Source organism: Rhizobium sp. BK491 (assembly GCF_014194925.1).
Taxonomy (GTDB): Bacteria; Pseudomonadota; Alphaproteobacteria; order Rhizobiales; family Rhizobiaceae; genus Rhizobium.
In genome coordinates this window covers 1128400-1154332 of record NZ_JACIAR010000002.1, presented here as the reverse complement: position 1 = coordinate 1154332, position 25933 = coordinate 1128400, and the positions used below count along the sequence as shown (strand labels likewise).

Below are 25933 nucleotides of genomic sequence, written 5' to 3'. Positions count from 1 at the left end.
CTTAGCCCATGTAGCCGTACATCGGGAAGCGGTCGGTGAGCTTGACCACTTTCTCGCGCACGGCAGCTTCGACGGCAGCATTGCCTTCGTCGGAATTGGCGACCTTCAAGCCATCGAGCACTTCGATGATCAGATTGCCGATTTCACGGAATTCGGCTTCCTTGAAGCCGCGCGTCGTGCCAGCCGGCGTGCCGAGACGGACACCCGAGGTGACGAAGGGCTTCTCGGGGTCGAAGGGAATGCCGTTCTTATTGCAAGTGACGTAGGCGCGGCCGAGGGCGGCTTCCGCGCGCTTGCCGGTGGCGTTCTTCTTGCGCAGATCGACCAGCATCAAGTGGTTGTCGGTGCCGCCGGAGACGACATCGACGCCGCCGGAGATCAGCGTTTCGGCAAGCGCCTTGGCGTTCTTGACGATCTGGGCAGCGTAGTCCTTGAACTCCGGCTGCAGCGCTTCACCGAGCGCAACCGCCTTGGCGGCGATGACATGCATCAGCGGGCCGCCCTGGAGGCCGGGGAAGACGGCCGAGTTGAACTTCTTCGCCAGATCCTCATCGTTGGTGAGGATCATGCCACCGCGCGGGCCACGCAGCGACTTGTGCGTGGTCGTCGTGGCAACATGGCAATGCGGGAACGGCGACGGATGCTGACCACCGGCAACCAGACCGGCAATGTGGGCCATATCGACCATCAGATAGGCACCGACGCTGTCGGCGATCTCGCGGAAGCGCTTCCAGTCCCAGATGCGGGAATAGGCCGTGCCGCCGGCGATGATGAGCTTCGGCTTGGTTTCCTCGGCCTTGCGCTGCACCTCGTCCATATCGAGCAGGTTGTCGCCTTCGCGCACGCCGTAGGACACGACGTTGAACCACTTGCCGGACATATTGACCGGCGAACCATGCGTCAGGTGACCGCCCGAATTCAGGTCGAGACCCATGAAGGTGTCGCCGGGCTGCAAGAGCGCCAGGAACACGGCCTGGTTCATCTGCGAACCGGAATTCGGCTGAACGTTGGCGAAGTTGACGCCGAACAGCTTCTTGGCGCGCTCGATGGCGAGTTCCTCGGCGATATCGACATACTGGCAGCCGCCATAATAGCGCTTGCCTGGATATCCCTCGGCGTATTTGTTGGTCATGATCGAGCCCTGCGCTTCCAGCACGGCGCGCGAGACGATGTTTTCCGAGGCGATCAGTTCGATTTCGTGCCGCTGGCGACCGAGTTCCTTGCCGATCGCACCAAAGATTTCCGGATCGGTATCGGCAAGCGAGCGATTGAAGAAGGGTTCGGTGGACGCGTTGGTCATCGTGAAAGCTCCTGAACGGGCCGGAAGGGCAATGCAAACGGTATTAACGTCAGGGTCGCCGGAGAGCAATACGACCAGCGACATTTGCGCGCATAATCCCGAAATCCTGCTGGATTTCGGAAAAGATTATGCGCCATTTCAAAGCGTTACTGCGTCCTTTGCGCGTCCAGGGACGCGCGGCGCAGTAAGCATTCTACGCAGAGCGACCCCGGCAAACGAAAAAGCCGCATCCTGAGATGCGGCTTCCATGCAGATGGGATCCGAACAATGCCGATTATTGAACCGGCTGCTCCATGCCCTGGGTTGTATTGAGCGCCAACTGGGAATTGCCGTCGAGATTATAGATGTCGTCGCGGAACTGGACGATGCCGTCGCGGGCGCTCCAGGCCGAAATATAGACGAAATAGACAGGCACTTCCGACGCCAAGGTGATCGGCGTATTGACGCGGGTGGAGATGACCTGCTCGATATGCTGACGCGGCCAGCCGGGCGTTTCGGCCAGCAGCCAGGTCGCGAGGTCGCGCACGTTCTGAACGCGCACGCAGCCTGAGCTATCGAAACGCATCAACTTGTTGAACAGGCCCTGTTCCGGCGTGTCGTGCATGTATTCGTTGTTGGGGTTGTGGAAATTGATCTTCGTGGACGCCATAGCGTTGGTCTTGCCCGGGTCCTGACGGAACATCAGGTCTGGCGCCTTGTCCGAATTCCAGTCGATCGTTTCGGGTGCCACTTCCTGGCCCTTGCCGTCAATAAGGCGAATGTTGTTCTTCGTCAGGTAGGTCGGATCCTTGCGCATCAAGGGCACGATGTCCTTGACGACGATGGAGCGCGGTGCCGTCCAGTATGGATTGAGGATGACCTCGTAGATCTTTGAATTGATGATATGCGTCGGCCGCGATTCCCGGCCGACGATCGCCTGGTGGCGCAGCGCCACCTGACCGTCCTCGACGGCTTCGACACGTGTCGCCGGGATATTGACCATGACGTGACGACGGCCGAGGTCGGACGGGAACGTCTGGAGGCGGACGAGATTGGTGTTGAGCTGCTGCAGACGGACATTGGCGGGAATGTTCATCGCCTTCAGCGTGAAATCTCCGAGAACGCCATCTGCCGGCAGTCCGTGACGGGCCTGGAAACGCTTGACCGCACCGTCGACATAGGAGTCGAAGGCGGAAGATATACCCGCCTCACGCGGCAGGTCGCCGGTAATCATCAAATGCTGACGCAGCGACTGTACGGCCGGATCGGTCGCACCGAGCTGCAGCGCCTGCTGGCTTGTCGGATTGATCTGCGGCCATCCGCCGTTGGCGGCAATGTTCTGATATTGCGCGATCGCCTGCTGAATGTTCGGTACGGAATCCGGCCCGAGGATTGGCGCGTTCGACTGGACAGCAGCGGCGGTGCGCGCCGCAGCCTTGGCGTCGAACTGGTCGTCCCAATTGCCACGGGAGCGATCGTTGATCAACGCCTCAAGCGGAGTTGCGTTTTGCGCAAGGGCCGGAGCAGCCAGTGCGGCAGCGCCAAGAGTTGCGGCCGACCGCAGGAAAGAGCGGCGCGAAAAGGGTTCAATTCCGTTTTTCTTCGACATATCCCAACCGTTCAACACTGCGATCCAAATCATGCGCAGCCAAGAGAGGAAGCAGTAAATAGCGCTAGCTCGCGCCAAGTAACGCCGCTCAGTATCAATCCGCAGCCTTAACGCACCACCAAAAACTTCGCCATGAACTATCACAATATTGCGAAGCGAAGACTTTCAGGCCTTAAGATCGAAATTCGAGAACGCCGCTTGCCGTCAGTTTCCGCTGTCATAGCAATATGGCCAATTCGTGTCGTCCGGCACGGAACTTGCGCTGCCGAGCGACCTTGAGGAAAAGCCAAACCGCATTTGCTAAAATACCACAACTGCGCGTGGTTCATAGCGCGTCTTGAACCGGCGTCAATGGCTTAGCTACTCTGGACGTTACATGTGACGAAAGGTGACGCACGGACGTGGCAAAAAACGCACAACAGCCGCGCCGGTAACGCATTAAAGCCGGACACGCAGGGAACGTGTCCAGCTTGCTTTTACCGGAAGGTCTTATGATGGATCCGCCACCGCTACTTACATGCGGTAAGCGATGCTGTCGTTCCAGAAGCGGTCGAGGCGCTGCAGGAGCTTGTTCATCTGGGTGAACTCGTCGGTGCCGATGCCGCCGACCTTGTCGATCGAGCCAATGTGGCGCTCATAGAGCTTGGCAACGGTTTCGGCGATATCCTGGCCGGTTTCCGTCAGGCTGATGCGGACCGAGCGGCGGTCGATGCGCGAGCGCTGATGGTTGATGAAGCCGAGATCGACCAGCTTCTTGACGTTGTAGGAAACGTTGGAGCCGAGGTAGAAACCGCGCGAGCGCAGTTCGCCGGCCGTCAGCTCGGAGTTGCCAATATTGAAAAGGAGCAGCGCCTGGACGGCGTTGACGTCGTCGCGACCCTGACGGTCGAACTCGTCCTTGATAACATCAAGCAGGCGGCGGTGCAGACGCTCGACCAGGTGAAGGGATTCCATGTAGAGAGCCCGGATGTCATCAACCTGCTGATCCCGAGCGTTTGCAACTGCCTGCGGCTTGATTTTCGTGTTCATCATGACTTGGCCTCACTCTGTTTTGTTTGGCGGTGTCGTTTTCTTCCCGCCTTGAGTGAGACCCTATCGAATACACATAAAATTCTACTTAAACTGCAGGCTTAACAGCATCTTACCAGGAAGTGTTGCTGTCTCAGGGTAAATCAACCATTACCTGCTGCTGCCGACGCCGGCGTTTCTCCTGCCATAAGAGAATGCGGAAAAGGCAATAGATCACGGCGACGCAGGCATGCAAGATCATGATCAGCGGATTGGATCCAAATATCTCCGGCCATACGCCATACATCAGTGCCTGCCCACCTGCCGCCACCACCCACATGACCGGCCCCCATGAGACGGTGAGCCATAAGCCTAGGGCGGCCACCGGGAAAACCACCGCAAGCCCGGCGCCCGCGACCTTCCAAGGGAGAGCGAGTAGATCGAAGCGGGCATGACCTTCCAGGGAGTAGCCGACCAGCATGGCCCAATATTGCAGCCCGAGCCAGAAGCAGGCGATCGCGATCAGCCGCAGGAACAGCACGAACAGGATGTCCGTCAGCGTATTCTTGGGTACGGTCGAAGAATCAGGTTCCATGCGCGAACAATACGTAGGAGGCACGTGCCTCGCCAGAATATAATGGCTGCGGCCTTTCGCCTGGTTTTGAATCCTGGGGACGGCATGATAGGTACGCCCCCAATATAGAATGCCATAAATAGACGAAGAAGGATGGCGGCATCATGGAGAACAAGACGCATCTCGTTGACGAGATCACCGGCCATCGGCGCATGCGGCGTAACCGCAAGGCCGATTGGACGCGCCGTCTCGTGCAGGAAAACCGGCTGACGGTCGACGATCTCATCTGGCCGATCTTCGTGATCCCGGGCACCGGCATCGTCGAGCCGATCCCTGCCATGCCTGGCGTCAACCGCATGACCGTGGACATGGCGGTAGAAGCGGCGAAGGAAGCGGCCGATCTCGGCATACCCGCGCTTGCCACCTTCCCCAACATCGAAATGGAGCTGCGCGACGAGACCGGCTCCAACAGCCTCGAGAAGAACAATCTCATCAATCTCACCACTGCCGCAATCAAGAAGGCCGTGCCGAACATTGGCGTCATCACCGATGTCGCTCTCGACCCTTTCACCAGCCACGGCCATGACGGCATCCTGCGCGGCAATGAAATCGTCAATGATGAAACGGTCGAACAGGTGGCGCGTGCCGCGGTCTACCAGGCGGATGCCGGCGCAGACATCATCGCGCCTTCGGAAATGATGGACGGTCGCATCGGCGCGATCCGCCAGGCGCTCGATGCTGCCGGACACCAGAGCGTGGGCATCATGAGCTACGCGACGAAATTCAGCTCGGCCTTCTACGGCCCCTATCGGGAGGCCATCTCGACCGGCGGCCTGCTGAAGGGCGACAAGAAGACCTATTACATCGATCCGGCGAACGGCACCGAAGCCGTGCGCGACGCCACGCTCGACGTCGAAGAAGGCGCCGATATGCTGATGGTCAAGCCTGGCCTGCCCTATCTCGACATCTGCTGGCGGCTGAAGGAAGCCTTCGGTCTTCCGACCTTCGCCTATCAGGTCTCCGGAGAATACGCGATGATCAAGGCTGCCACCGCCAACGGCTGGATCGACGGCGAGAAGGTAATGCTCGAAACCCTGCTCGCCTTCAAGCGCGCCGGCTGCGACGGCATCCTCACCTATTTCGCTGTCGACGTGGCGAGACATCTGGCGAAGAAATAGCTTCGGGCTGCCGGCTTATTGTATTTGCCGCACCTGATACCATATCTTCGGCGAATGTTTCCCAAGGAGGAAAGCAATGAGCCTAAACCCCAGCCCGCTCTATGCAGCACCGGACGACTGGCGCGCCTATAGTGGCGTGCTGAGCCGGCGCATCTTTGCGTTCATCGTCGATTACATCATCGTCGCGCTGCTGTGCATTCCCGCGGCCGTACTGCTGTTTTTCGTTTCGATCCTGACGCTGGGGCTCGGCTTCTTCCTTTATCCGGTGCTGTTCGTTCTCGTTGCGGGCCTCTATTTCGGCTGGACGCTCGGCGGTCCCTACCAGGCTTCGCTCGGCATGCGCGCCATGGGCCTCACCATGGTTCGTGTCGATGGCCGGCGCATGGATTTCCTGACGGCGATCGTCCATCTGGCACTGTTCTGGATTCTGAACTCCGTCCTGACGCCGCTGATCCTGCTGGTGGGCCTTTTCACCGACCGCAGCCGGCTGGTGCATGACCTGCTGCTTGGCACGGTCATCGCACGGACGGCCTAAAACAACGCATAAGCATAGGAGACCCTATGATTTCCCGCGCGCCTGATGGCCCGCGGGAGATATTTCTGTGCATGGTCCATTAGGAAACTTCGATCTTTACCGAAGGACGTAGTTGACGTTTTCTAAACTTGGGCCATGCTTGTAGAAAACGGGTGCCGAAAGAAAGGTCAATCAACGGCAGATGAACACGCAGTCGACGCCATCTCCGCAGTTTTATCTGACGGCACCGGCTTCCTGCCCGTACTTGCCGCATGAGATGGAACGCAAGGTCTTCACGCACCTTGTGGGGCCTCGTGCCGCCGAGATGAACGATATACTGACGCAGGGCGGCTTCAGGCGTTCTCAGAACATCGCCTATCGTCCCGCCTGCGAATCGTGCCGAGCCTGCATATCGGTCCGCATCCTGGCGCAAGAGTTCGAGCCCACCCGATCGATGAAACGGGTGCTCACGGCCAACAGCGATATCATCGCCACCGAATTTCCGGCGCAGCCCTCCAGCGAGCAATATTCGCTCTTCCGCCGCTATCTCGACTATCGTCATCAGCAAGGCGGCATGTCCGACATGACCGTGCTCGACTATGCGATCATGGTCGAGGACACGCATGTGAACACGCGCATCATCGAATATCGCCGTCGCGAGGAAGGTTCAGGGCTGGAGCAGCGTCCGAAGGGCGAACTGCTGGCTGCGGCTCTGACCGATGTGATGAGCGACGGGCTGTCCATGGTCTATTCCTACTTCAATCCCGATCTTGACGAGCGATCACTCGGCACCTTCATGATCCTCGATCATATCAAGCGGACGAAGGCGCTGGGGTTGCCGCACGTCTATCTCGGCTATTGGGTCAAGGGCTCGCGCAAGATGGACTACAAGACCCGCTTTCAGCCGCAGGAACATCTGACGCCGCGCGGCTGGGAACGTTTCGACCCCGCAGCCGACGGCGACAAAGATACCTTCCGCTGAATGTTTTCCCATCTCTCGGACCATAAGAAGGGCCTGCTGCTGACGACGCTCGGCGGTCTGGCGCTGTCGATGGATATCCCGCTGATACGGCTTTCCAGCGGTGAAGTCTGGTCGGTGCTGTCGGCTCGCAGCCTTGCGACCATCGTCGTGGCGCTGGCCGCCCTTTTCGTCATCCACCGGGTCACTGGCTCGCTGAAGAGTGTGCTGCCGGGCTGGCTCGGAATTCCCGTTGGCTTCTTCTATGGGCTGACCACCATCACCTTTCTTCTCGCCGTCTATTATACCAAGGCGGCAAATGTGGTCTTCATCATCGCGCTCAACCCGATGTTCACCGCCCTGCTCTCGTGGATCTTCCTCAAGGAGCGCCCTGCCCTTTCCACATTAATTACCATGGCTGTCATGATCCTCGGAGTTGGTCTGATCGTGGGAGATGGTATGGAGAGCGGCCATCTGCTTGGCGACGCACTTTCCGTGCTCGCATCGCTTTCCATCGCCTGTGCCATCACGATCAGTCGCGCCTCGGGCCGGGACATGGGTTTTGCTTCCTTGCTGGCGGCCGTCATTCCGGCGGCAGTCGGGCTCTATCATGTGGTGCCCTCGGGCTTTTCCATCGACCATCCCGGCTGGATCCTTTTCGACGGCGCCGTGCTGATGCCGCTTTCCTTCTGGTGCCTTGCGACGGGCACGCGTTTTCTTTCGGCACCGGAAGTGGCGATGTTCTACCTCCTGGAAACGATCTTGGCGCCGATCTGGGTCTGGCTGATCTTCTCGGAGGCCCCGACCAACATGACGCTAGCCGGCGGGGCGATACTGATCCTGGCACTGGCCGCGCACTCGCTATGGCAAGCTCGGGTCAAGGCGAGAGCGGCAATCATCGCGCAAACTCTCGCGCCCTGAAGCAACGCCCATCCAATGTTATAACCAGGTTATTACATTGGAGCTGCAATATGAACGTCACCATCCGCAAGATCGGCAATTCCGAAGGCGTTATCATTCCGAAAGAAGTCCTGGATCAGCTCGGTCTCGGAGACGGTGACAGCTTGGAACTCAGTTTGAAAGATGGCGGATTGCTGATGCAGCCGGCTGACGCGGATTTTGCACGCCAGATGGAGCATGCGCAGCGCTTCATGGATCAATACAAAGTTGCGCTGAAGAAGCTGGCAGAATAATGCCCTTTATCTTCCTGACTAGGCCGCTCATTGAGCAATTGCATAAGATGCAAATCAAAAGGTTCGGCGGCTCCTATGGTCTACGAGACGAGGGCTCCCTTGAATCCGCCTTGGCACGCTCGATTAACAAAGCTCAATACGGCAGTGATGATATCATCGAACTAGCGGCCGCTTATCTATTCGAGCTCGCGAAAAACCACGCTTTCATAGATGGCAACAAGCGCATCGCCATCGTGGCGACAGCAGTTTTTCTTATGGAAAACGGCCACCGTATTCAAACGACAGACGCCAATCTTTACAGCTTCGTCGTAGCAGTGGCCGCCGGAGAAATCGATGAAGAGGGAGCGACACGTTTCCTGCGAGACGTCTGCGTTCCCTACACAGATTGAAGCCCTCAGGCGTCGATCCGCCCTCGTCAAGGTTCCGCCCAGACGCAGTCGAGACGACGCACCACTCGGCCCTTCGCTAGGGCTCAGGGCGTTCATCGCTACAATCGACCCACTGGGCCGATTGCTCGGGCTTTGCCCGACTGCTCCTCACCCCGAAAACCGGCCACTTCTGGGGAAGCCCTTCGGCACGGCACGGCCGGCGCCGGCGCGATCGCCCAGCCATTCCACCAACTCGTCCTTGGTCTTGGTGAAGGTGCGGCCGGCACTGTCTTCCCATGTCAGGCCATCGACAATCGCGAAGCACCTGACATCGGCGATGCCGCCATCCTTGTATTTCTGAAGGCGCACGCCCTTGCCGCGTGACATTTCCGGCACCTGCGCTAGTGGGAAGATGAGCATCTTGCGGTTCTCGCCGACCACGGCAACGTGATCGCCTGATATCGGGACGAGAAGCTTGGTCTCGTCGGGATAGGAGACGTTCATGATCTGCTTGCCCTTGCGGGTATTGGCGACCAGTTCCGCCTCGGCAACGATGAAGCCGTTGCCCGCCGTCGATGCGATCATCTGCTTGCGCTGGGGATCGTGGACGAAGGCGGTCAGCACATCCTGATCGTTTTCCATGTCGACCATGATGCGCAGCGGTTCGCCATGACCGCGGCCGCCGGGCAGCTTGTCGCCGCCGAGCGTATAGGCCTTGCCGCCCGTCGTGATGATGAGGATCTTGTCCGTGGTCTGCGCCGGGAACGCAACCTTGAGACCGTCGCCCTCCTTGAAGGTCAGCGAGGACGTATCGGAAATGTGGCCCTTGAGGGCACGGATCCACCCTTTTTCCGAGACGACGACGGTGATCGGCTCCTTCTCGATCATCGCCTGCTGGATAGCCTCATCATCAGCTTCAGGCGCTTCGGCAAACTGCGTGCGGCGGCGACCGATCTCGGTGGCCTTGGCGAATTTTTTCTTCACCTCGCCAATTTCCCATGACACCGTCTGCCACTGCTTTTCTTCCGAAGCCAGCAGTGCCTCGATGTCGGCCTTCTCCTTCGTCAGGCCGTCGAATTCCTTGCGAATCTCGAACTCTTCCAGCTTGCGCAAGGAGCGCAGGCGCATGTTGAGGATAGCTTCGACCTGATTGTCAGTAAGGCCAAATCGCTCCATCATCACAGTCTTCGGCTCATCCTCCTCGCGGATGATGGCAATGACCTCATCGATGTTGAGATACGCGACCAGCAAGCCGCCGAGAATTTCGAGCCGCTTTTCGATGGCGGCCAGACGGAAGCGGGAGCGGCGCAGCAACACCTCGCGGCGATGATCAAGCCACTCCTTCAACACTTCGTTCAGCGCCATGACCTTTGGGATTCGGCCCATGGACAGAACGTTCATATTGAGCGGGAACCGGCTTTCCAGCTCCGTCAGCTTGAACATCGATTCCATCAGGATCGTCGCGTCGACGGTGCGGCTCTTCGGCACGAGAACGACGCGGATATCCTCAGCGGATTCGTCGCGAACATCCTCGAGCAACGGCAGCTTGCGCGCCAGCAGTAGTTCGGCGATCTTTTCGATCAGCCGCGACTTCTGCACCTGGAACGGAATTTCGGTGACAACGATCTGATAACCGCCGCGACCGAGATCCTCGATCTCCCATTTGGACCGGACACGGAAGCCGCCACGACCGGTCTTGTAACTTTCTATAATGCTCTGGCGATCATCGATAATGATGCCGCCGGTCGGGAAGTCCGGCCCGGGAATATAGAGTTCCACCAGCTTCTCGACCGTCGTATCGCGATCCTTGATCAGATGCAGCGCGGCGTCGCAAAGCTCGTGAGCATTGTGCGGCGGGATAGAGGTCGCCATGCCGACAGCGATACCCGAAGAGCCGTTGGCGAGCAGATTGGGAAAAGCTCCAGGCAGAACGATCGGTTCAGAATTCGACTCGTCATAGGTGTCGCGGAAATCGACCGCGTCCTGATCGATACCCTCGAGCAGCAGTTCGGAAACCGCCGTCATCTTGGATTCGGTGTAACGCATCGCGGCCGGGCTATCGCCGTCGATGTTGCCGAAATTGCCCTGGCCGTTGACCAGCGTGTAGCGCTGCGAGAAATCCTGAGCCAGGCGCGCCAGCGCATCATAGATCGATTGGTCGCCATGCGGGTGATAGTTACCCATCACCTCGCCGACGATCTTGGCGCATTTGCGGAAAGCTGCATTGGGGCGAAGCCCCATCTCGCTCATCGCATAGACGATGCGGCGATGCACCGGCTTCAGCCCATCGCGAACGTCCGGAAGCGCGCGTTGCGTAATCGTCGACAAGGCATAGGCCAGGTAGCGCTCTTCGAGCGCCGCCTTCAGATCGACCGGAAGGATATTGTCGTCGCCGTCACCGGGCGGCGGAGTCAGATTTTTTCCCATGGCTCTTGACTATAAGAGATGGCGATTCACAGCAAGAAATCGGTGGAAAGCACCTGTGGATGAAGGCGTTTCAGCACCCTTGCAAGATGACAACCGAGACATTTTTGCCGCGCCTGCCTTCAACGTTCATTGTCATTGGATTTTCAGAGAAAGATCAATATAAGTCAGCGCAGCACACGCTCAATCTGTATGCTCCCGCCCATACCACCGGCTTAAAGAGGAAACGCCATAATGACTTTCTACCGGACTACGCGGCTGATGCTTTGCAGCGCCGCCATGCTGTCTTTCGCCAGCTCCGCTTTCGCGCTCGACGGCAATGATCTGCTGAAGAAGATCAACGACCTCTACGGCCAGCAGGGCGGTTCGATTGCCGCTACCGGCATCGATGTCGACGGCAGCACAGTGACGCTGAAGGGCGCAAGCTTCAAGGCAGCCGGCATGGACGACAGCATTCCGCTCGGCGACATCACCCTTGATGGCGTCGAGGAAAACAATGGTGGCTACACGATCGAGGAAATCGATTTTGCGGATGTCGATTTCACCAAGGACGGCGCCTCTGTTTCCGCTACCGACCTCAAGCTGACCGGTGTCGAGATTCCAGCCGACGCGAGCAAGGGTGACGTAAGCTCACTGTTCTACTACCAAAGTGCCCATGCCGGCGCCGTTTCCGTGACCAAGGATGATGTCGAGGTATTCTCGATCGAGGGCGCCGACGCCAACACGAAGAAGCGCGATGACAAATCAGGCCTCGATTTCGATGCCAAGATCAACGGCATCAAGGCGGATCTCAGCAAGGTCGACGATGCGAAGACCAAGGAAGCCATCGAGGCGCTGAAGCTGCAGCAGATCGACGGCACTGTCTCCATGAAGGGCAGCTGGGACATGGGACCCGGCACGATCAACATCAGCGAATATTCCTTCGACTTCAGGGACATCGGCAAGCTGAACCTCGCCTTCAGCATTTCCGGCTACACGCCCGCCTTCGCCAAGTCGCTGCAGGATGCGTTGAAGACGGTTCGCTCCAATCCGAACCAGCAGGAAGCACAGCAGTCCGCCGGCCTCGCCATGCTTGGCCTGCTGCAGCAGCTCACCTTCAACAGCGCCCAGATCCGCTTCGACGATGCGTCGATTACGGCACGCGCGCTTGACTTCGCCGGCAAACAGCAGGGTGTCACGGGCAAGCAGCTCGCCGACACACTGAAGGCAATGACGCCGATCATGATGGCGCAGCTCAACATTCCGGAACTGCAGAACGCCGTCTCATCGGCAGTCAATGCCTATCTCGACAATCCGAAGAGCCTGACCGTCACCGCCGCCCCCGGCAAGCCGGTGCCGGTGCCGATGATCATCGGCGCTGCCATGGGCGCGCCGACGACGATCCCGCAGGTTATCGGCCTCAAGGTTTCCTCGAACGACTAAGCCGTCGTTCGTTCCCGATACTATCGAGAAACCCGGCGATCTCGGTCGCCGGGTTTTTCTTTGCCTTGGCTCAGGCTTCCTGCCGCATCTGATAGGTTTTCAGTTCGCTGAGCGCATGAGACAAGAGGGCGAGCAATTCGTCCGTGGTCGCGCCGTCGCGCGCCTGAACGGACATGCCCTGCACGATTGCTCCCAGAAAGCGCGCAAGCGACCGGGGATTGGCCTCCGGCCGAATATCGCCCTCCGCAATACCGCGCTCGATGCGGGCGGTGAATATATCCAGCGTCTGCAGGCGCATCGATGCGACATGATGGGCGATCGGCTCGTTCTCCTCCGCACAATTCAGCACCGCCGTGGATATCATGCAGCCCTTTGGATGCTCCGGCGCCGTGAAGATTTTGGCGGAGTTCGTCAGAAAGCGCTCAAAGGCTGTCACCGTATCGATCTTGTCTTGAAAGGGATTGCCGGGTTCCGGACGAGGCATGCGCCGATATTGATCAAGCGTCTCGCGATAGAGCTCGGCCTTAGAACCAAAGGCGGCATAGAGGCTTTGCGGCGTGATGCCCATCGCCGCCGTCAGATCGGCAATGGAGGAACCGTCATAGCCATGCTGCCAGAAAGTATCCCGCGCGGCGGCAAGAACCGTTTCGCGATCGAAGGCAGGGGGGCGCCCACGCTTGCGCGGCGAAGAATTTTTCTTCTCTTCAATATTTTTCACAATGGTCACTCTAGAATTATTTCCCGATCTGGCTTATTCAGGAATGGTCATTGTGATTATAGAAGGTTTTGCGCCATGAGTCTTCCCCTGGAAAATTCCGTTCCTCTCGGCAACGGCAGCCTTGCTGAAGGCGTCGATGCTGCAATCGATTCCGCCCTCGCGGACAAAAGGCTGGTCGGAACCGTCGTTCTGATCGCTCAGGATGGAGAATTGGTCTACGCTCGCTCCGCCGGTCTGGCGGATCGCGAAAACAAGGTAGCAATGCGGGAAGATGCCATCTTCCGTCTCGCCTCCGTCACTAAGCCGATCGTCACCATTGCCGCCATGCGGCTCGTCGAACAAGGCCGCATCGGTCTCGACGATCCGATCACCAAGTGGCTGCCGGATTTCCGGCCGCGCCTGCCCGATGGCGGCGAAGCCGTTATCCGCATCCGGCATCTGCTCACCCATACCTCCGGGTTGGGCTACACATTCGCCGAGCCGCAGGACGGCCCTTATCAACGCGCAGGCGTATCCGACGGTCTGGACACGCCGGGCCGATCATTGGCAGACAACCTCCAGCGCCTTGCCAGCGCGCCCCTTCTCTTCGCGCCCGGTGAAAGCTGGCAGTATTCCCTGGCGATGGATGTCCTCGGCGGCATCATCGAGAAGGAAACAGGCGGACCGCTCGGCGATGCGGTTGCCGATCTTGTCATGAAGCCGCTCGGCCTTTCCGACACCGGTTTCTACGTGCGCGACCGCAGCCGCCTGGCGGCCGCCTATATGAACGGTGCTCCCGAGCCGCGGAGGATGGGAGACGAGGCGCTCGTTCCGATATTCGACGGCACGATCCGCTTTGCACCCGACAGGATATTCGATCCTGCTTCCTACCACTCCGGCGGCGCCGGCATGGCCGGAACGGCAAGCGACATCCTTGCCATTCTGGACACGATCAGGAAGGGCGGTGCACCGCTGCTATCGGCCGATACGGTGAAAACCATGATGGCCGATCAGGCGGGCGGGCATATGCAGGCGCAGCAGGCCGGTTTCGGGTTCGGCTACGGCTGGTCCATTGTCCTCGATCCCGTGGTCGCGCAGGTTCCCTTCTCGGCTGGCACGATCAAATGGGGAGGCGTCTACGGGCATAGCTGGTTCGTCGACGCCGAAAAGGGCCTGACGGTGGTCGCCCTGACCAATACGACCCTTGAGGGCATGTGGGGTCAGTTCACCACGGATCTGGCAAAAGCGGTCTATGCCGCAATCTAGCTGAGATCAGCTTCTCAAACAAAAACCCGGCGATTTCGGTCGCCGGGTTTTGCGTTTTGACAAACCTTGGAGGACTTAGTCCTTCTTGACCGGCGGCACAGGGCGGATCGCCAGTTCGCGCAGCTGCGTCGGCGTTGCGGCCGAGGGAGCACCCATCAGGAGATCCTGCGCCTGCTGGTTCATCGGGAACAGCGAGATCTCGCGCAGGTTCTTGGCGCCGACCAGCAGCATGACGATACGGTCGATACCGAAGGCAGCGCCGCCGTGCGGAGGCGCACCATACTGGAAAGCGCGGTAAAGGCCGCCGAAGCGCTCTTCGACGTCTGCCTGGCTGAGGCCCACCTTTTCGAAGGCGGCGACCATGGTCTCCGGCGACTGGTTACGGATCGAGCCCGAAGCGATTTCGAAGCCGTTGCAGACGGCGTCGTACTGGAACGCCTTGATCGTCAGCGGGTCCTGGGTCTGCAGCGCCTCGAGGCCGCCCTGCGGCATCGAGAACGGGTTATGGGCGAAGTCGACCTTCTTTTCTTCCTCGCTCCATTCGAAGAACGGGAAGTCGACGATCCAGCAAAGCTCGAAACGGTCGCGGTCGACCAGGTTCAGCTCTTCGCCAGCCTTCGTGCGAGCCTCGCCGGCAAACTTGTAGAACTTGGCGGGATCGCCGGCGACGAAGAAGCAGGCGTCGCCGTCATCGAGGCCGAGCTGGATGCGGATCGCATCCGTGCGCTCTTCGCCGATGTTCTTGGCAAGCGGACCTGCGCCTTCGAGCTTCTCGCCTTCCTTGCGCCAGAAGATGTAGCCGAGGCCCGGCTGGCCCTGGCTCTGCGCCCAAGCGTTCATGCGATCGCAGAAAGCACGCGAACCGCCGGTCTTGGCCGGGATGGCCCAGACTTCGACCTTCGGGTTGGAGGCGATCATGTTGGCGAAGACCTTGAAGCCGGAGCCGGCGAAATGCTCGGTTACGGCTTCCATGACGATCGGGTTGCGCAGGTCCGGCTTGTCGGAGCCATACTTGCGGATGGCGACGTCATAGGGGATGCGCGGCCATTCCTTGGTGACCGGCTTGCCCTCGGCAAACTCTTCGAACACCTGGGTCATCAGCGGCCCCATCGTGTTCCAGACGTCTTCCTGGGTCACGAAGCTCATTTCGAGGTCGAGCTGATAGAATTCGCCCGGCAAACGATCAGCGCGCGGGTCTTCATCGCGGAAGCACGGGGCGATCTGGAAGTAGCGGTCGAAACCGGCAACCATCAGCAGCTGCTTGTACTGCTGCGGCGCCTGCGGCAGCGCGTAGAAGGTGCCGGGGTGGATACGGCTGGGCACGAGGAAGTCGCGCGCACCTTCCGGCGACGAGGCCGTCAGGATAGGGGTCGTGTATTCGGTGAAACCGACTTCGCCCATGTGGCGACGCATGGAGGAGATGATCTGCGTGCGCTTGACGATGTTCTTGTGCAGCGTTTCGCGGCGAAGATCGAGGAAGCGATACTTCAGGCGAACGTCTTCCGGATAGTCCGGCTCACCGAAAACGGGCAGCGGCAACTCTTTGGCGGCGGAGAGCACTTCGATCTCCTGAGCGTAAAGCTCGATCTCGCCGGTCGGCATGTTCTTGTTGATCGTGTCTTCGGTACGCGCCTTCACCAGGCCGTCGATGCGGATGACCCACTCGCCGCGAACGGTTTCGGCGAGCTTGAAGGCCGGAGAATCGGGGTCGGCAACGACCTGGGTGATGCCGTAATGATCGCGCAGGTCGATGAACAGCACGCCGCCATGATCTCGGACGCGATGAACCCAGCCGGCAATACGGACGGTCGAACCGACGTCGGACTTGCGCAGGGCGGCGCATGTGTGGCTGCGATAGCGATGCATAGTATATATCCTGGACTTGGCGGGCCGCGGCGAAAGGACATGCAAGCCCCTCGCCTGCCGACGAGAAAATCGGGCGGAAAAGCGCATGGCGCGCCCGATTTGTCAAGGCTCGAACACCGGAAGTCAGCTTAAAGCTGTTTCAGTCGCTATCCAATACACTACGCGCAAGTAGCCGCTGCGGCGGTTTGGCTACTTCGATGCTATTGCTGAACGCTCCAGTCAACTTTAAACAGGCACTCATATATCTTCGCCCCCGGAGCCCGACATGCCAATCCTCACCCGCCGCAATCTCCTGAAAGCTTCAGCCGTTGCCGGCGCCTATGGCGTCGGCCTCGGGATCGCCGGTAAGTTTGCGGGCAAGGCAGCGGCGGCCGAGCCACTCACGCTGAAGACTGCCAAGATCGAGGCCAGCCTCGCCGACGGCGGCAAGACCAGGAATGTGCTCACTTATGGCGATGCCGGCATGCCGCCGGTCGTGCGCATGAAGAAGGGCGAGCCCTTCGCGGCGAGACTGATCAACGGTATAGACGATCCGACGACTATCCACTGGCACGGCATTCGTCTGCCCAACAATATGGACGGCGTGCCGTTCCTCACCCAGCCCTATGTCTATACCGGCGATCATTTCGATTATGCCTTTACGCCCCCGGATGCCGGTACTTTCTGGTATCATCCGCATTGCAATACGCTGGAGCAGATGGGCCATGGCATGACCGGCGTCATCGTGGTCGAAAACCCCAAAGATCCGGCGTTCGATTCGGAAGTCGTGCTCAATTTGCGTGACTGGCGACTGGGGGGAGACGGACAGTTCATTGCGCAATTCAGGCCGCGGGATGCCGCGAAATCCGGCACCTACGGCACCGTCCGGACCGCCAACTGGCAACAGGAGCCGCGATATGACGCGCCTTCCGGTGGGCTGGTGCGGCTGCGCATTGCCATTACCGATGTCACGCGCATCTATTCCTTCCGCATGGACGGCGCCGAGGCGACAGTGATCGCGATCGACGGCAATCCCGTGCCACAGCGCTTTCCGCTCGATCTTCTGCAGCTTGGGCCGGGGCAGCGGCTGGAGCTTGCCGTACGCATGCCCGACAGCGAAGGCGCAGTCGTCAAGCTCGAAGACATCAAGGGCACCAATCCGAAAGTGCTGGCGACGCTGCGCGCCGTGGGCGCATCATTGAAGCGCGACGTGCGCGATCTGGCGCCGCTCGAAGATAATCCCGTGCTGAAGGCAGACCTCGGTTCCGCCACCCATATTCCGCTGATCCTGAGCTCGACGGCGGAGAACACCGCCGACAACAGCATATGCGGCTCGCTCGGCTACAGCTTCTGGGCTATCAACAAGGTGCCTTGGCCGGGCGATACGCCCGATCCCACGGCGCCGCTTGCCGAGCTCAAACTCGGCAAGAGCTATGTCATCGACATGGAAAACGTCACGCCGCATAGCCACCCGATCCACCTGCACGGGATGAGCTTTACGGTCCTCTCCTCTTCGACTCGGCAGGTGCAGCCCTTTGTCTCCGATACCTATCTGATCCAGCCGGACGAAAAGGTGCAGCTGGCCTTCGTTGCCGACAATCCCGGCGATTGGCTGCTGCATTGCCATATCATCGAGCACCAAAAGACTGGCATGACGAGTTACGTGCGGGTGGCATAGCCGATCGTAAGCCACCCCAATTGCATGCGGTTTCAATGGAAGCTGCCGCAGTCCCCGGCAATTTCAGCGAAAAGCGAAATGCGGCGAGGGCTTTGTCCGCGAAAGTATTGACATATCGGGCTGAAAGGAGAAGGAAGTTAAGGAAGTATTTTACCATTGAATGTGTTGATATGATCGAAACTACCGCCCAATTGGAGGCGGCCTGCCAAGAGCTGGCCAAGTCGGAATTCATTACCATCGATACGGAATTCCTGCGAGAAACGACCTTCTGGCCGGAGCTGTGTTTGATACAGATGGCAAGCCCCACCACCGAAGTGCTGGTGGACCCGCTGGCCAAGGGGCTGGATCTGGCACCCTTCTTCGAACTGATGGCCAACTCATCGGTTTTGAAGGTGTTTCATGCTGCCCGCCAGGATATCGAAATCATCTTCCATCGCGGCAATCTCATTCCGCATCCGATCTTCGATACGCAAGTTGCGGCAATGGTTTGCGGCTTCGGTGATTCGGTTTCCTACGATCAGCTCGTCAGCCGCATCAAGAACGTCCATATCGATAAATCCTCGCGATTTACCGACTGGAGCCGGCGGCCGCTTTCGGAAAAGCAGCTGGACTACGCGCTTGCCGACGTGACGCATCTGCGCGACGTCTATCTCTCGCTCCAGGAGCAATTGCAGCGCGAAGGACGCGCCTCCTGGCTGCAGGAGGAGATGGCGATCCTGGAGGCGCGCGAGACCTACGACCTGCACCCCGACGATGCCTGGCAGCGGCTGAAGATGCGGCTGCGCAAGCCGCAGGAACTGGCCGTCCTTAAATTTGTGGCCGCCTGGCGCGAGCGCGAGGCCCGCGCACGCAATGTCCCGCGGGCACGCGTACTGAAAGATGATGCGATCTATGAGATCGCGCAGCAGCAACCGAAGGACACCGAGGCGCTTGCGCGGCTGCGCACCATCCCGAAGGGGTGGGAGCGCTCTGCCGCCGGTACGGCGGTGCTTGAAGCGATCAATGCGGCGCTGGCGCTGCCGAAGGCCGAAATGCCGCATCCGCCGCGCCACCAGCAGGCTCCCGAGGGCACGGCAGCGGCTTCCGAACTGTTGAAGGTCCTTTTGAAGCTGATTGCCGAAAAGCACGGCGTTGCGCCGAAGGTCATCGCCAACAGCGACGATCTCGACAAGATCGCCGCCGAGGGGGAGAAGGCCGATGTCGCGGCTCTGACCGGCTGGCGTCGAGATCTCTTCGGCGAGACGGCCCTGCAACTGATCCAAGGCCAGGTGGCCCTGCGCTTCGTCGGCAAGCGGATCGAGACCATCGCCCTCTAGCCGCGATTCCCCTTTCCCGGCGCGTTGCGATTGCGTATGATTCGCGAACCGAGAGGCCCGCCGCGATCACGATTGCGCCGCAAATCTCGTGGAATGAACGTCCTGTGTAATCGTTCTATTCGATGACGTTCCAGTTTGCTGGCGCAATCCCGCGTCGATGACAGGCGTCGTTTCTCGGCGGAAAAGTGAATGGGCATCTTCCATTCGATACGCAACTGGATCCTGATATCGCTCCTTGTCGCTTCGACTGGCGTCATCTACGGCAAGATATTCTTCCCGCAAGCGCCAATGTATATCGGTGCGATCTTCGCTCTGTTCTGCGGCATGCCGCTACTGGCCTTTGAGCGTCGAATGATCCTGCCGCGGCTGAACGTCTGGATGCATCTCCTGCCAACGCCGGCCTTCATCCCTTCGGCTCTCATCGTCGATTTCCTGCTGATGAGCGTTGGCTATGCCACGGCGGGCAGCCTCATGAAACTGCTGGGCCTGGTCGACGGCTCCTGGGAAGATCTCACGCTGCTGAAGATCGACGTCTATCTCTACGCTGTCGTTGTGACCGCCATCATCATCTTCATCGGCCGTGTGCGGGAACTGCTCGGCCGCGACGTCTTTCTCAGCCTGCTGACCGGCCGGTACCGCAATCCGGTACAGGAAGAGCGCGTGTTCCTCTTCGTCGATCTCGTCGGCTCGACTGCCTTCGCCGAGGAGCATGGCGACCTGAAAACACAGGAATTCCTGGGCGCGGTGTTCGCCGCCATGGCTGAACCCGTACGGCGGCACAAGGGCGCGATAGACGATTATATCGGCGATGCCGCGATCATCACCTGGCCGCTTCGACGCGGGGTCAAGAATGCCAATTGCGTCCGCTGCGTCTTCAATATCCTCGACGATATCGAAAGAAACGCCGAAGCATGGCTGAAATCTTACGGCAGGGTGCCGCGTCTTAGAGCCGCTCTCCATGGCGGCAGCATCGTGACGGCGGAAATCGGCGTCGAGCACCACAAGATCGCCTATTTCGGCGATACGGTGAATACGACCGCAAGGCTGGAGTCTCTCTGCAAAACGCTGGAGCGCCAGGTGCTGATTTCCAGCGACCTTGCCAGACGGATGGAGCTTCCCGAAGGGATCATCAAGGAAGAGCTCGGCGAACATGCCGTTCGCGGCCGCGATCAGCACCTTGGCGTCATCGCCCTTCATACGCAGGACCGGCAAGCGTTGAAGACCGTTCGCGGCAGATCGTAAGCAATACGAATTTTAGGCTGCATTTCGCTATTGATGCACGCCTGGGCTTCACAGCCTATGGGTTGTCCACAGTCACCAAATCTTCACCTAAGCGTTAATTTGCAGATATGGGTCGCCTGTTAAGCGGAGTTGTTTTTGCCACTCTCCACCACAAGGTGACACGATGACTCGAATCCTTTCCGCTTCCACGGCACTCTTCATTCTGCTTGCCGGCTCGGCCCTAGCAGACGAGCAGCAGTTCAAGGCAAAGCTCGTCGGCCAGGCGATCCTGCCGGCCAACACCATCACTGCCGCTCCTGCCGATGCACCAGATTTCCTGAAGACTTCAGGCAAGTTCACCACGCCGGATCGCAAGCGCACGGACGCTCTCGGCACCGTGCCGGGCAAGGATGGCGCCCGCGTCACCGACCTGAAGCTGCCCTTCGCGGGCCAGCCGATCCAGGGGTTCTCTGGCATCAAGACCATGCCCGACGGCACATTCTGGACACTCTCCGACAACGGCTTCGGCTCCAAGCAGAACTCGTCGGACGCGATGCTCTTCCTGCATCAGCTGAAATTCAACTGGGACAGCGGCAAAGTCGAGGTCGTCAAGAACCTGTTCCTGTCCGACCCGAACAAGAAGGCTCCCTTTCCGATCGTTATGGAAGGCGCCGAAAAGCGTTACCTGACGGGCGCCGACTTCGACATCGAATCGGTTCAGCCGGTTGCCGACGGCTTCTGGATCGGCGACGAGTTCGGTCCTTACCTGCTGAAATTCGACACGGATGGCCAACTGACCGACGTCTTCGCAACGACGCTCGACGGCAAGCCGGTCATGTCGCCCGACAATCCGCTGATCCAGCTGCCGGGTAACCCCACACAGAAGATGCCGGCCTTCAATCTGAAGCGCTCGGGCGGCTTCGAAGGTCTCGCCATGTCGAAGGACGGCTCCAAGCTCTACGGCCTGCTGGAGGGCCCGATCTACAAGGATGACGGCCAGATGGAGAGCGTCGATGGCAAGACGGCCATCCGCGTCATCGAATTCGACGTCACCTCGAAGAGCTGGACCGGCCGCAGCTGGCTCTATCCCTTCGCGGACAAGGGTGTGTCGATCGGCGATTTCAACATGCTCGATGAAAAGACTGCCCTCGTCATCGAACGCGACAATGGCGCCGGCACGAAGGACAAGGCTTGCGCCGATCCCAAGCAGCCGAAGCCGGATTGCTTCGAGGCCCCGGCAGAGCTGAAGCGCGTCTACAAGATCGAATTCAGCGACGCCAATGTCGGCAAGTCCGTTCGCAAGATCGGCTATATCGATCTGATGCGCATCGAAGATCCGGACCATAAGCGTCGCCAGGGCGGCGGTGAAGGCTTCTACGACATGCCGTTCGTCACCATCGAGAATGTCGATCGGGTCGATGCCACGCATATCGTCATCGGCAACGACAATAACCTGCCCTTCTCCGCCGGCCGCGCCGTCGACAAGGCTGACGACAACGAATTCAGCCTGCTGGAAGTCGGCGATTTCCTGAACGCGAAGTAAGCACAATGAAACCGCCTCTCCCTGCCGTGCAGGGGGAGGCTTCAATCCCATGCAACACAAAGCTTATTCGAAGCAGAAAGCCAGGCGGCGATTGGTGAGCTTGCCGAGCTGCTGCAGGCGGCCGTCCAGCCTCTCGCCGGCAAAGTCGTGATATTCAGAGGGAACGACGAATTCGAGATCGAGATCAGGCTTTGTCGAACGGCGGAACGACAGATTGCGCACGATACCGGGCATCGACGCCGAGAAGAGATAGACGACGCGCAGCAGGCCGCCGAGCAGCTTGGCGCGTTCGATGTAGAGCGGCGTTGCGATCGTCGCCAGTGGCTCGGTCGCTCCGTCGTCGTTCAAGCCCTCGAAACGGTAGTAGTTGGCAAGCGCGATGAAGGCGCGGCCGGCATGGGTAATGCCGACAAAGGAGGTATGCGCGATGATGTTCAGCGCCTGCAGGCCGCGATAATCCGGATGGGCGCGCCAGCTGATATCGGCAAGCAGACAGGCTGCCTGACGATAGCGGCTTTCCTCGTCCGTCTCGGTGATGCCGAAGAAGGGCATCATTCGTCCGGTCCAATCGGCAAGCTCGCGAGCATGTTCCGGGGAGCGCGCACGCAGGATGGCAAGCTCGCCGGCGGCGGTGAGCAGCGGGTCGCTGTTGCGCTCGGCCTCGGTCAGCAGCGAATAGAGATAACCTTCACGAACGCCCTGAGCGGAGAAGGAGATGACGGACGGCTTCATGGCCGTCAGCACTTCGCGCATGGCGACTGCGCCGAAAGGCAGCAGCGAACGGCGATGCTTGGACACCGCCTGAAATGCCGGATCCTTCGAATCCTTCGCTTCGACGATCTGATCCAGGAACCGCAGCATCTCATCGAGCGGCACTTCATAGCCCTGCATCATGTGGAGCGGATATTTGCGGATTTCCATGTGCAGCTTGGCGACGCTTCGCCATGTGCCGCCGACCGCATAGAACGTGCGGCCCTCGCCCTTGCTCAATAGTTTCGCGGTCTTGACATGCTTGCGCGCGAAGCTGCGCGCCTTATCGATCGAGCCGCCGGCATATTCGGACAGGCGCAGGCCGCCGAGCGGCAGCGTGATGCCCTTGCCGATCTCGTGGTCCTTGATGTCGATCAGCTCCAGCGAGCCGCCGCCAAGATCCCCGGCAATGCCATCGGGATGGAAAAAACCGCTGATGATGCCGAGCGCGGAGAAGCGTGCTTCCTCTTCGCCAGACAGCACGCGCACTTTGCGCTGGAGGATGGCTTCGGCCTGATGGATGAACTGCGGACCGTTGCTGGCTTCGCGTGCCGCGGCCGTTGCCAGGACGTATATGGTGGAGGCACGCGCCTGATCCGACAGCGCCTTGAAGCGATGCAGGGCTGCAAGCGCCCGCGCCACGCTTTCCTCGTCCATCTTCCCCGTCAGTGCTATGCCTTTGCCGAGGCCGCACAGCACTTTTTCGTTGAAGAGGATTGTTGGCGACCGCGAGTGGCCTTCATAGACGACAAGACGGACCGAGTTCGACCCGATATCGACAACGGAGACAGGGGCGATGCCCGGAAGACGCCCCTGGGCTTCTGATTCAACCATGCAGGTCCAATTTATTTGTTGCGGCCCGACAGCAGTCCAGCGATGAGTTTCGGAGCACTGGATTTCAAGGCTTCACCACGGCCAGACAGGCTGGGATTGGTCATGAAATATTGCTGCGCATTGAACGGCTCTTTTCCCTGACGCACTTCCATGCGCCGTGAAGTCCCGTCCGGCAATATCTCGTAGCTTTGCTGATTGTCAATGATATTGCCCAGCATGATCTGTGAAAGCACCTGTTCATGCACGGTCTTGTTGGTGAGCGGCACGAGCGTTTCGACGCGGCGGTCGAGGTTTCTCGGCATCATGTCGGCGGAGCCGATATAGACCAGCGCCTTGTCCGACGGCAGGCCCTGACCGTTGCCGAAGCAGAAGATGCGGCTGTGCTCGAGGAAGCGGCCGATGATCGACTTGACGCGGATATTTTCCGATAGACCCGGTACCTGCGGACGCAGGCAGCAGATGCCGCGCACCACCAGATCGATCTCGACGCCTGCATTGCTGGCGCGATAGAGCGCGTCGATGATGTCGGGATCGACAAGCGAGTTCATCTTCATCCAGATCGCGGCAGGATGGCCGTTCTTGGCGTGCTCGATCTCGCCTTCGATATGCTGGAGGATGCGGGGACGCAGCGTATAGGGCGAGACCGCGATCTTCATGTCGTGTTCCGGCTCGCCATAGCCGGTGATGAAGTTGAAGATATTCGCCATGTCGTGGGCGATCTTCGGATCGCAGGTGAAGTAGGAAAGATCGGTGTAGATCTTGGCGGTGACCGGATGGTAGTTGCCGGTGCCGAGATGGCAATAGGTGCGCAGCTTGCCGTCCTCTCGGCGCACGACCATGGACATCTTCGAATGGGTCTTCAGCTCGATGAAGCCGAAGACGACCTGCACACCGGCGCGCTCCAGATCGCGCGCCCAGCGGATGTTCGCCTCTTCGTCGAAGCGGGCCTTCAATTCCACCAGCGCCGTAACCGATTTGCCGAGATCGGCTGCATCGATCAGCGCGCGGACGATCGGGCTGTCGTTGGAGGTGCGGTAAAGCGTCTGCTTTATCGCCAGAACATCAGGATCCCTAGCAGCCTGGAGAAGGAACTGGACCACCACGTCGAAGGATTCATAGGGGTGGTGGACGACCATGTCCTTTTCACGGATCGCGGCGAAGCAATCGCCGGCATGTTCGCGGACGCGCTCAGGAAATCGGGCATTGTAGGGCTCGAAACGAAGATCGTCGCGCGGCGCCTTGCAGATTTCCGACAGTGTGTTGAGCGCTAGTAGGCCCGGCAGAACCGCGATGCGGTTTCCCGGCACGTTCAGCGACTCCACCACGAACTGGCGAAGCTCGAGCGGCATTTCGGAGTCGGTCTCGATGCGGATCACCGAACCGCGGCGGCGGCGCTTCAGCGCGGTTTCGAAGAAGCGCACCAGGTCTTCGGCCTCTTCCTCGACTTCGATATCGCTGTCACGGATGATGCGGAAGGTACCCGAGCCCTGAACCTCGTAGCCCGGATAGAGCCGATGGATGAAGATGTTCACCACATCTTCCAGCGTGATGTATCGGATGACGTTGCTGGCGTCCGGCAGGCGCACGAAGCGGTCCAGCGCCGGCGGCAGGCGCAGCAGCGCCGTCATCGGTTCGCGGCCGTTCATGCTTTTGAGCTGCAGCGCAATCGAGAAACCCAGGTTCGGAATGAACGGGAACGGATGGGCCGGGTCGATGGAGAGCGGCGTCAGGACCGGGAAGATCGCCTGCTCGAATTCGGTGTGCAGCCACTGGCGATCGGCATCGGAAAGGGCAGCCGGCCGGACGATCAGAATATCTTCCTTGGCGAGATATTGCTGCAGGACCGCCAGCGAGGCCTGCTGCTCCATCTGCAGGTTGTCGATCTCGCGCAGGATATCGTCAAGCTGTTCGGCGGGTGTCTTGCCGTCTGGAGTGCGCACGAGGATCTTCTGGCGCACCTGGCCTTCGAGGCCGGCGACGCGCACCATGAAGAATTCATCGAGGTTGGCGGCGGAAATCGAGAGAAAGCGGACACGTTCCAGCAGCGGGTGAGCGGTGTTCAGCGTCTCCTCAAGGACGCGGCGGTTGAACTGCAGCCAGGAAAATTCGCGGTTGATGAAGCGCTCGGGGCTGGTCATCAATTCGCTGACCGCAGGTGCCGCCTCCGGATTTTCCTGGTTGGCGTCCTGATGTTCCGTGAGTGCCGAGTCCATGTTCCACCTACCCTCTTTCCAATCTTGTGCCACCTATATCAGT

At 59.6% G+C, this 25933-nt stretch carries 21 protein-coding genes; 12 read left to right on the top strand and 9 right to left on the bottom strand.

From position 1 onward, the window contains the following. Position 1: 1 nt before the first annotated feature. The 4 genes from glyA to FHX05_RS13495 all read right to left on the bottom strand — a co-directional run bounded on the left by glyA (position 2) and on the right by FHX05_RS13495 (position 4491). Positions 2–1300, bottom strand: coding sequence for a serine hydroxymethyltransferase (glyA, locus tag FHX05_RS13510; protein WP_015339424.1), 1299 nt, complete (start codon positions 1298–1300; stop codon positions 2–4). Between the two features lie 274 nt (positions 1301–1574). Beyond that, positions 1575–2888: a L,D-transpeptidase family protein gene (locus FHX05_RS13505; RefSeq protein ID WP_112337867.1), complete on the bottom strand. Its 1314-nt coding sequence runs from the start codon at positions 2886–2888 to the stop codon at positions 1575–1577. Positions 2889–3401: 513 nt separating this feature from the next. Continuing rightward, positions 3402–3917 carry a MarR family winged helix-turn-helix transcriptional regulator gene (locus FHX05_RS13500; RefSeq protein WP_041677845.1) on the bottom strand — a complete coding sequence of 172 codons (516 nt, stop codon included), beginning with the start codon at positions 3915–3917 and terminating at the stop codon, positions 3402–3404. A gap of 133 nt (positions 3918–4050) precedes the next feature. Beyond that, a complete protein-coding gene (locus FHX05_RS13495) occupies positions 4051–4491 on the bottom strand; it encodes a DUF6163 family protein (RefSeq protein WP_113229599.1) in 441 nt (146 codons plus the stop codon). A 143-nt stretch (positions 4492–4634) separates the two neighbouring features. Here FHX05_RS13495 and hemB point away from each other — a divergent pair, with 143 nt between their 5' ends. The 6 genes from hemB to FHX05_RS13465 all read left to right on the top strand — a co-directional run bounded on the left by hemB (position 4635) and on the right by FHX05_RS13465 (position 8702). Beyond that, positions 4635–5648, top strand: coding sequence for a porphobilinogen synthase (hemB, locus tag FHX05_RS13490; protein WP_183872207.1), 1014 nt, complete (start codon positions 4635–4637; stop codon positions 5646–5648). 76 nt (positions 5649–5724) lie between these two features. Further along, positions 5725–6183 carry an RDD family protein gene (locus tag FHX05_RS13485; RefSeq protein ID WP_075852219.1) on the top strand — a complete coding sequence of 153 codons (459 nt, stop codon included), beginning with the start codon at positions 5725–5727 and terminating at the stop codon, positions 6181–6183. 181 nt (positions 6184–6364) lie between these two features. Then, positions 6365–7144 (top strand): arginyltransferase, encoded by a 780-nt coding sequence (locus tag FHX05_RS13480; protein WP_112337870.1) that lies wholly within the window; start codon positions 6365–6367, stop codon positions 7142–7144. After that, positions 7145–8041: a DMT family transporter gene (locus tag FHX05_RS13475; RefSeq protein ID WP_183872205.1), complete on the top strand. Its 897-nt coding sequence runs from the start codon at positions 7145–7147 to the stop codon at positions 8039–8041. It begins immediately after the preceding gene. A gap of 50 nt (positions 8042–8091) precedes the next feature. Then, positions 8092–8313 (top strand): AbrB/MazE/SpoVT family DNA-binding domain-containing protein, encoded by a 222-nt coding sequence (locus FHX05_RS13470; RefSeq protein ID WP_183872203.1) that lies wholly within the window; start codon positions 8092–8094, stop codon positions 8311–8313. Then, a complete protein-coding gene (locus tag FHX05_RS13465) occupies positions 8313–8702 on the top strand; it encodes a type II toxin-antitoxin system death-on-curing family toxin (protein WP_183872201.1) in 390 nt (129 codons plus the stop codon). Before FHX05_RS13470 ends, FHX05_RS13465 begins: the two co-directional genes overlap by 1 nt. 147 nt (positions 8703–8849) lie before the next feature. Here FHX05_RS13465 and parC read toward each other — a convergent pair whose 3' ends face one another. Continuing rightward, a complete protein-coding gene (parC, locus tag FHX05_RS13460; protein ID WP_183872199.1) occupies positions 8850–11108 on the bottom strand; it encodes a DNA topoisomerase IV subunit A in 2259 nt (752 codons plus the stop codon). A gap of 231 nt (positions 11109–11339) precedes the next feature. Between parC and FHX05_RS13455 the strand changes: the two genes are divergently transcribed. After that, positions 11340–12527 carry a hypothetical protein gene (locus FHX05_RS13455; protein WP_183872197.1) on the top strand — a complete coding sequence of 396 codons (1188 nt, stop codon included), beginning with the start codon at positions 11340–11342 and terminating at the stop codon, positions 12525–12527. Between the two features lie 70 nt (positions 12528–12597). On the opposite strand, the gene FHX05_RS13450 is transcribed toward FHX05_RS13455, so the two are convergent. After that, positions 12598–13254: a TetR/AcrR family transcriptional regulator gene (locus tag FHX05_RS13450; RefSeq protein WP_183872195.1), complete on the bottom strand. Its 657-nt coding sequence runs from the start codon at positions 13252–13254 to the stop codon at positions 12598–12600. Positions 13255–13320: 66 nt separating this feature from the next. Between FHX05_RS13450 and FHX05_RS13445 the strand changes: the two genes are divergently transcribed. Beyond that, positions 13321–14490: a serine hydrolase domain-containing protein gene (locus FHX05_RS13445; protein WP_183872193.1), complete on the top strand. Its 1170-nt coding sequence runs from the start codon at positions 13321–13323 to the stop codon at positions 14488–14490. Positions 14491–14565: 75 nt separating this feature from the next. Here the strand turns inward: FHX05_RS13445 and aspS are convergent, their stop codons facing one another. Continuing rightward, positions 14566–16356 (bottom strand): aspartate--tRNA ligase, encoded by a 1791-nt coding sequence (gene aspS, locus FHX05_RS13440; protein WP_183872191.1) that lies wholly within the window; start codon positions 16354–16356, stop codon positions 14566–14568. A gap of 265 nt (positions 16357–16621) precedes the next feature. Here aspS and FHX05_RS13435 point away from each other — a divergent pair, with 265 nt between their 5' ends. From FHX05_RS13435 to FHX05_RS13420, 4 genes are all read left to right on the top strand, one after another. Further along, the gene (locus tag FHX05_RS13435; protein WP_183872189.1) at positions 16622–18013 is read left to right on the top strand and encodes a multicopper oxidase family protein; all 1392 of its coding nucleotides are present in this window, start codon (positions 16622–16624) and stop codon (positions 18011–18013) included. Positions 18014–18183: 170 nt separating this feature from the next. After that, positions 18184–19329: a ribonuclease D gene (gene rnd, locus FHX05_RS13430; protein WP_112607255.1), complete on the top strand. Its 1146-nt coding sequence runs from the start codon at positions 18184–18186 to the stop codon at positions 19327–19329. Positions 19330–19518: 189 nt separating this feature from the next. Further along, positions 19519–20571, top strand: a complete 1053-nt coding sequence (locus FHX05_RS13425; RefSeq protein WP_183872187.1) for an adenylate/guanylate cyclase domain-containing protein — start codon at positions 19519–19521, stop codon at positions 20569–20571. Positions 20572–20734: 163 nt separating this feature from the next. Next, positions 20735–22093, top strand: a complete 1359-nt coding sequence (locus FHX05_RS13420; protein WP_112607257.1) for an esterase-like activity of phytase family protein — start codon at positions 20735–20737, stop codon at positions 22091–22093. A gap of 63 nt (positions 22094–22156) precedes the next feature. Here the strand turns inward: FHX05_RS13420 and ppx are convergent, their stop codons facing one another. Together ppx and FHX05_RS13410 are read right to left on the bottom strand one after the other, a co-directional pair. Further along, complete coding sequence (ppx, locus tag FHX05_RS13415) at positions 22157–23677, bottom strand: exopolyphosphatase (RefSeq protein WP_112337882.1); 1521 nt, start codon at positions 23675–23677, stop codon at positions 22157–22159. Positions 23678–23688: 11 nt separating this feature from the next. After that, on the bottom strand, positions 23689–25890 hold the full coding sequence (locus tag FHX05_RS13410) for an RNA degradosome polyphosphate kinase (RefSeq protein WP_112337883.1): 2202 nt from the start codon (positions 25888–25890) through the stop codon (positions 23689–23691). Positions 25891–25933 lie beyond the last annotated feature (43 nt).

Coding starts and splice junctions, on each gene's coding strand:
- FHX05_RS13425 (WP_183872187.1), top strand. CDS start 19,519: ATGGGCATCTTCCATTCGATACGCAACTGGATCCTGATATCGCTCCTT.
- FHX05_RS13435 (WP_183872189.1), top strand. CDS start 16,622: ATGCCAATCCTCACCCGCCGCAATCTCCTGAAAGCTTCAGCCGTTGCC.
- hemB (WP_183872207.1), top strand. CDS start 4,635: ATGGAGAACAAGACGCATCTCGTTGACGAGATCACCGGCCATCGGCGC.
- FHX05_RS13465 (WP_183872201.1), top strand. CDS start 8,313: ATGCCCTTTATCTTCCTGACTAGGCCGCTCATTGAGCAATTGCATAAG.
- glyA (WP_015339424.1), bottom strand. CDS start 1,300: ATGACCAACGCGTCCACCGAACCCTTCTTCAATCGCTCGCTTGCCGAT.
- parC (WP_183872199.1), bottom strand. CDS start 11,108: ATGGGAAAAAATCTGACTCCGCCGCCCGGTGACGGCGACGACAATATC.
- rnd (WP_112607255.1), top strand. CDS start 18,184: ATGATCGAAACTACCGCCCAATTGGAGGCGGCCTGCCAAGAGCTGGCC.
- aspS (WP_183872191.1), bottom strand. CDS start 16,356: ATGCATCGCTATCGCAGCCACACATGCGCCGCCCTGCGCAAGTCCGAC.
- FHX05_RS13500 (WP_041677845.1), bottom strand. CDS start 3,917: ATGAACACGAAAATCAAGCCGCAGGCAGTTGCAAACGCTCGGGATCAG.
- FHX05_RS13445 (WP_183872193.1), top strand. CDS start 13,321: ATGAGTCTTCCCCTGGAAAATTCCGTTCCTCTCGGCAACGGCAGCCTT.
- FHX05_RS13495 (WP_113229599.1), bottom strand. CDS start 4,491: ATGGAACCTGATTCTTCGACCGTACCCAAGAATACGCTGACGGACATC.
- FHX05_RS13410 (WP_112337883.1), bottom strand. CDS start 25,890: ATGGACTCGGCACTCACGGAACATCAGGACGCCAACCAGGAAAATCCG.
- FHX05_RS13475 (WP_183872205.1), top strand. CDS start 7,145: ATGTTTTCCCATCTCTCGGACCATAAGAAGGGCCTGCTGCTGACGACG.
- FHX05_RS13505 (WP_112337867.1), bottom strand. CDS start 2,888: ATGTCGAAGAAAAACGGAATTGAACCCTTTTCGCGCCGCTCTTTCCTG.
- FHX05_RS13420 (WP_112607257.1), top strand. CDS start 20,735: ATGACTCGAATCCTTTCCGCTTCCACGGCACTCTTCATTCTGCTTGCC.
- ppx (WP_112337882.1), bottom strand. CDS start 23,677: ATGGTTGAATCAGAAGCCCAGGGGCGTCTTCCGGGCATCGCCCCTGTC.
- FHX05_RS13470 (WP_183872203.1), top strand. CDS start 8,092: ATGAACGTCACCATCCGCAAGATCGGCAATTCCGAAGGCGTTATCATT.
- FHX05_RS13485 (WP_075852219.1), top strand. CDS start 5,725: ATGAGCCTAAACCCCAGCCCGCTCTATGCAGCACCGGACGACTGGCGC.
- FHX05_RS13480 (WP_112337870.1), top strand. CDS start 6,365: ATGAACACGCAGTCGACGCCATCTCCGCAGTTTTATCTGACGGCACCG.
- FHX05_RS13455 (WP_183872197.1), top strand. CDS start 11,340: ATGACTTTCTACCGGACTACGCGGCTGATGCTTTGCAGCGCCGCCATG.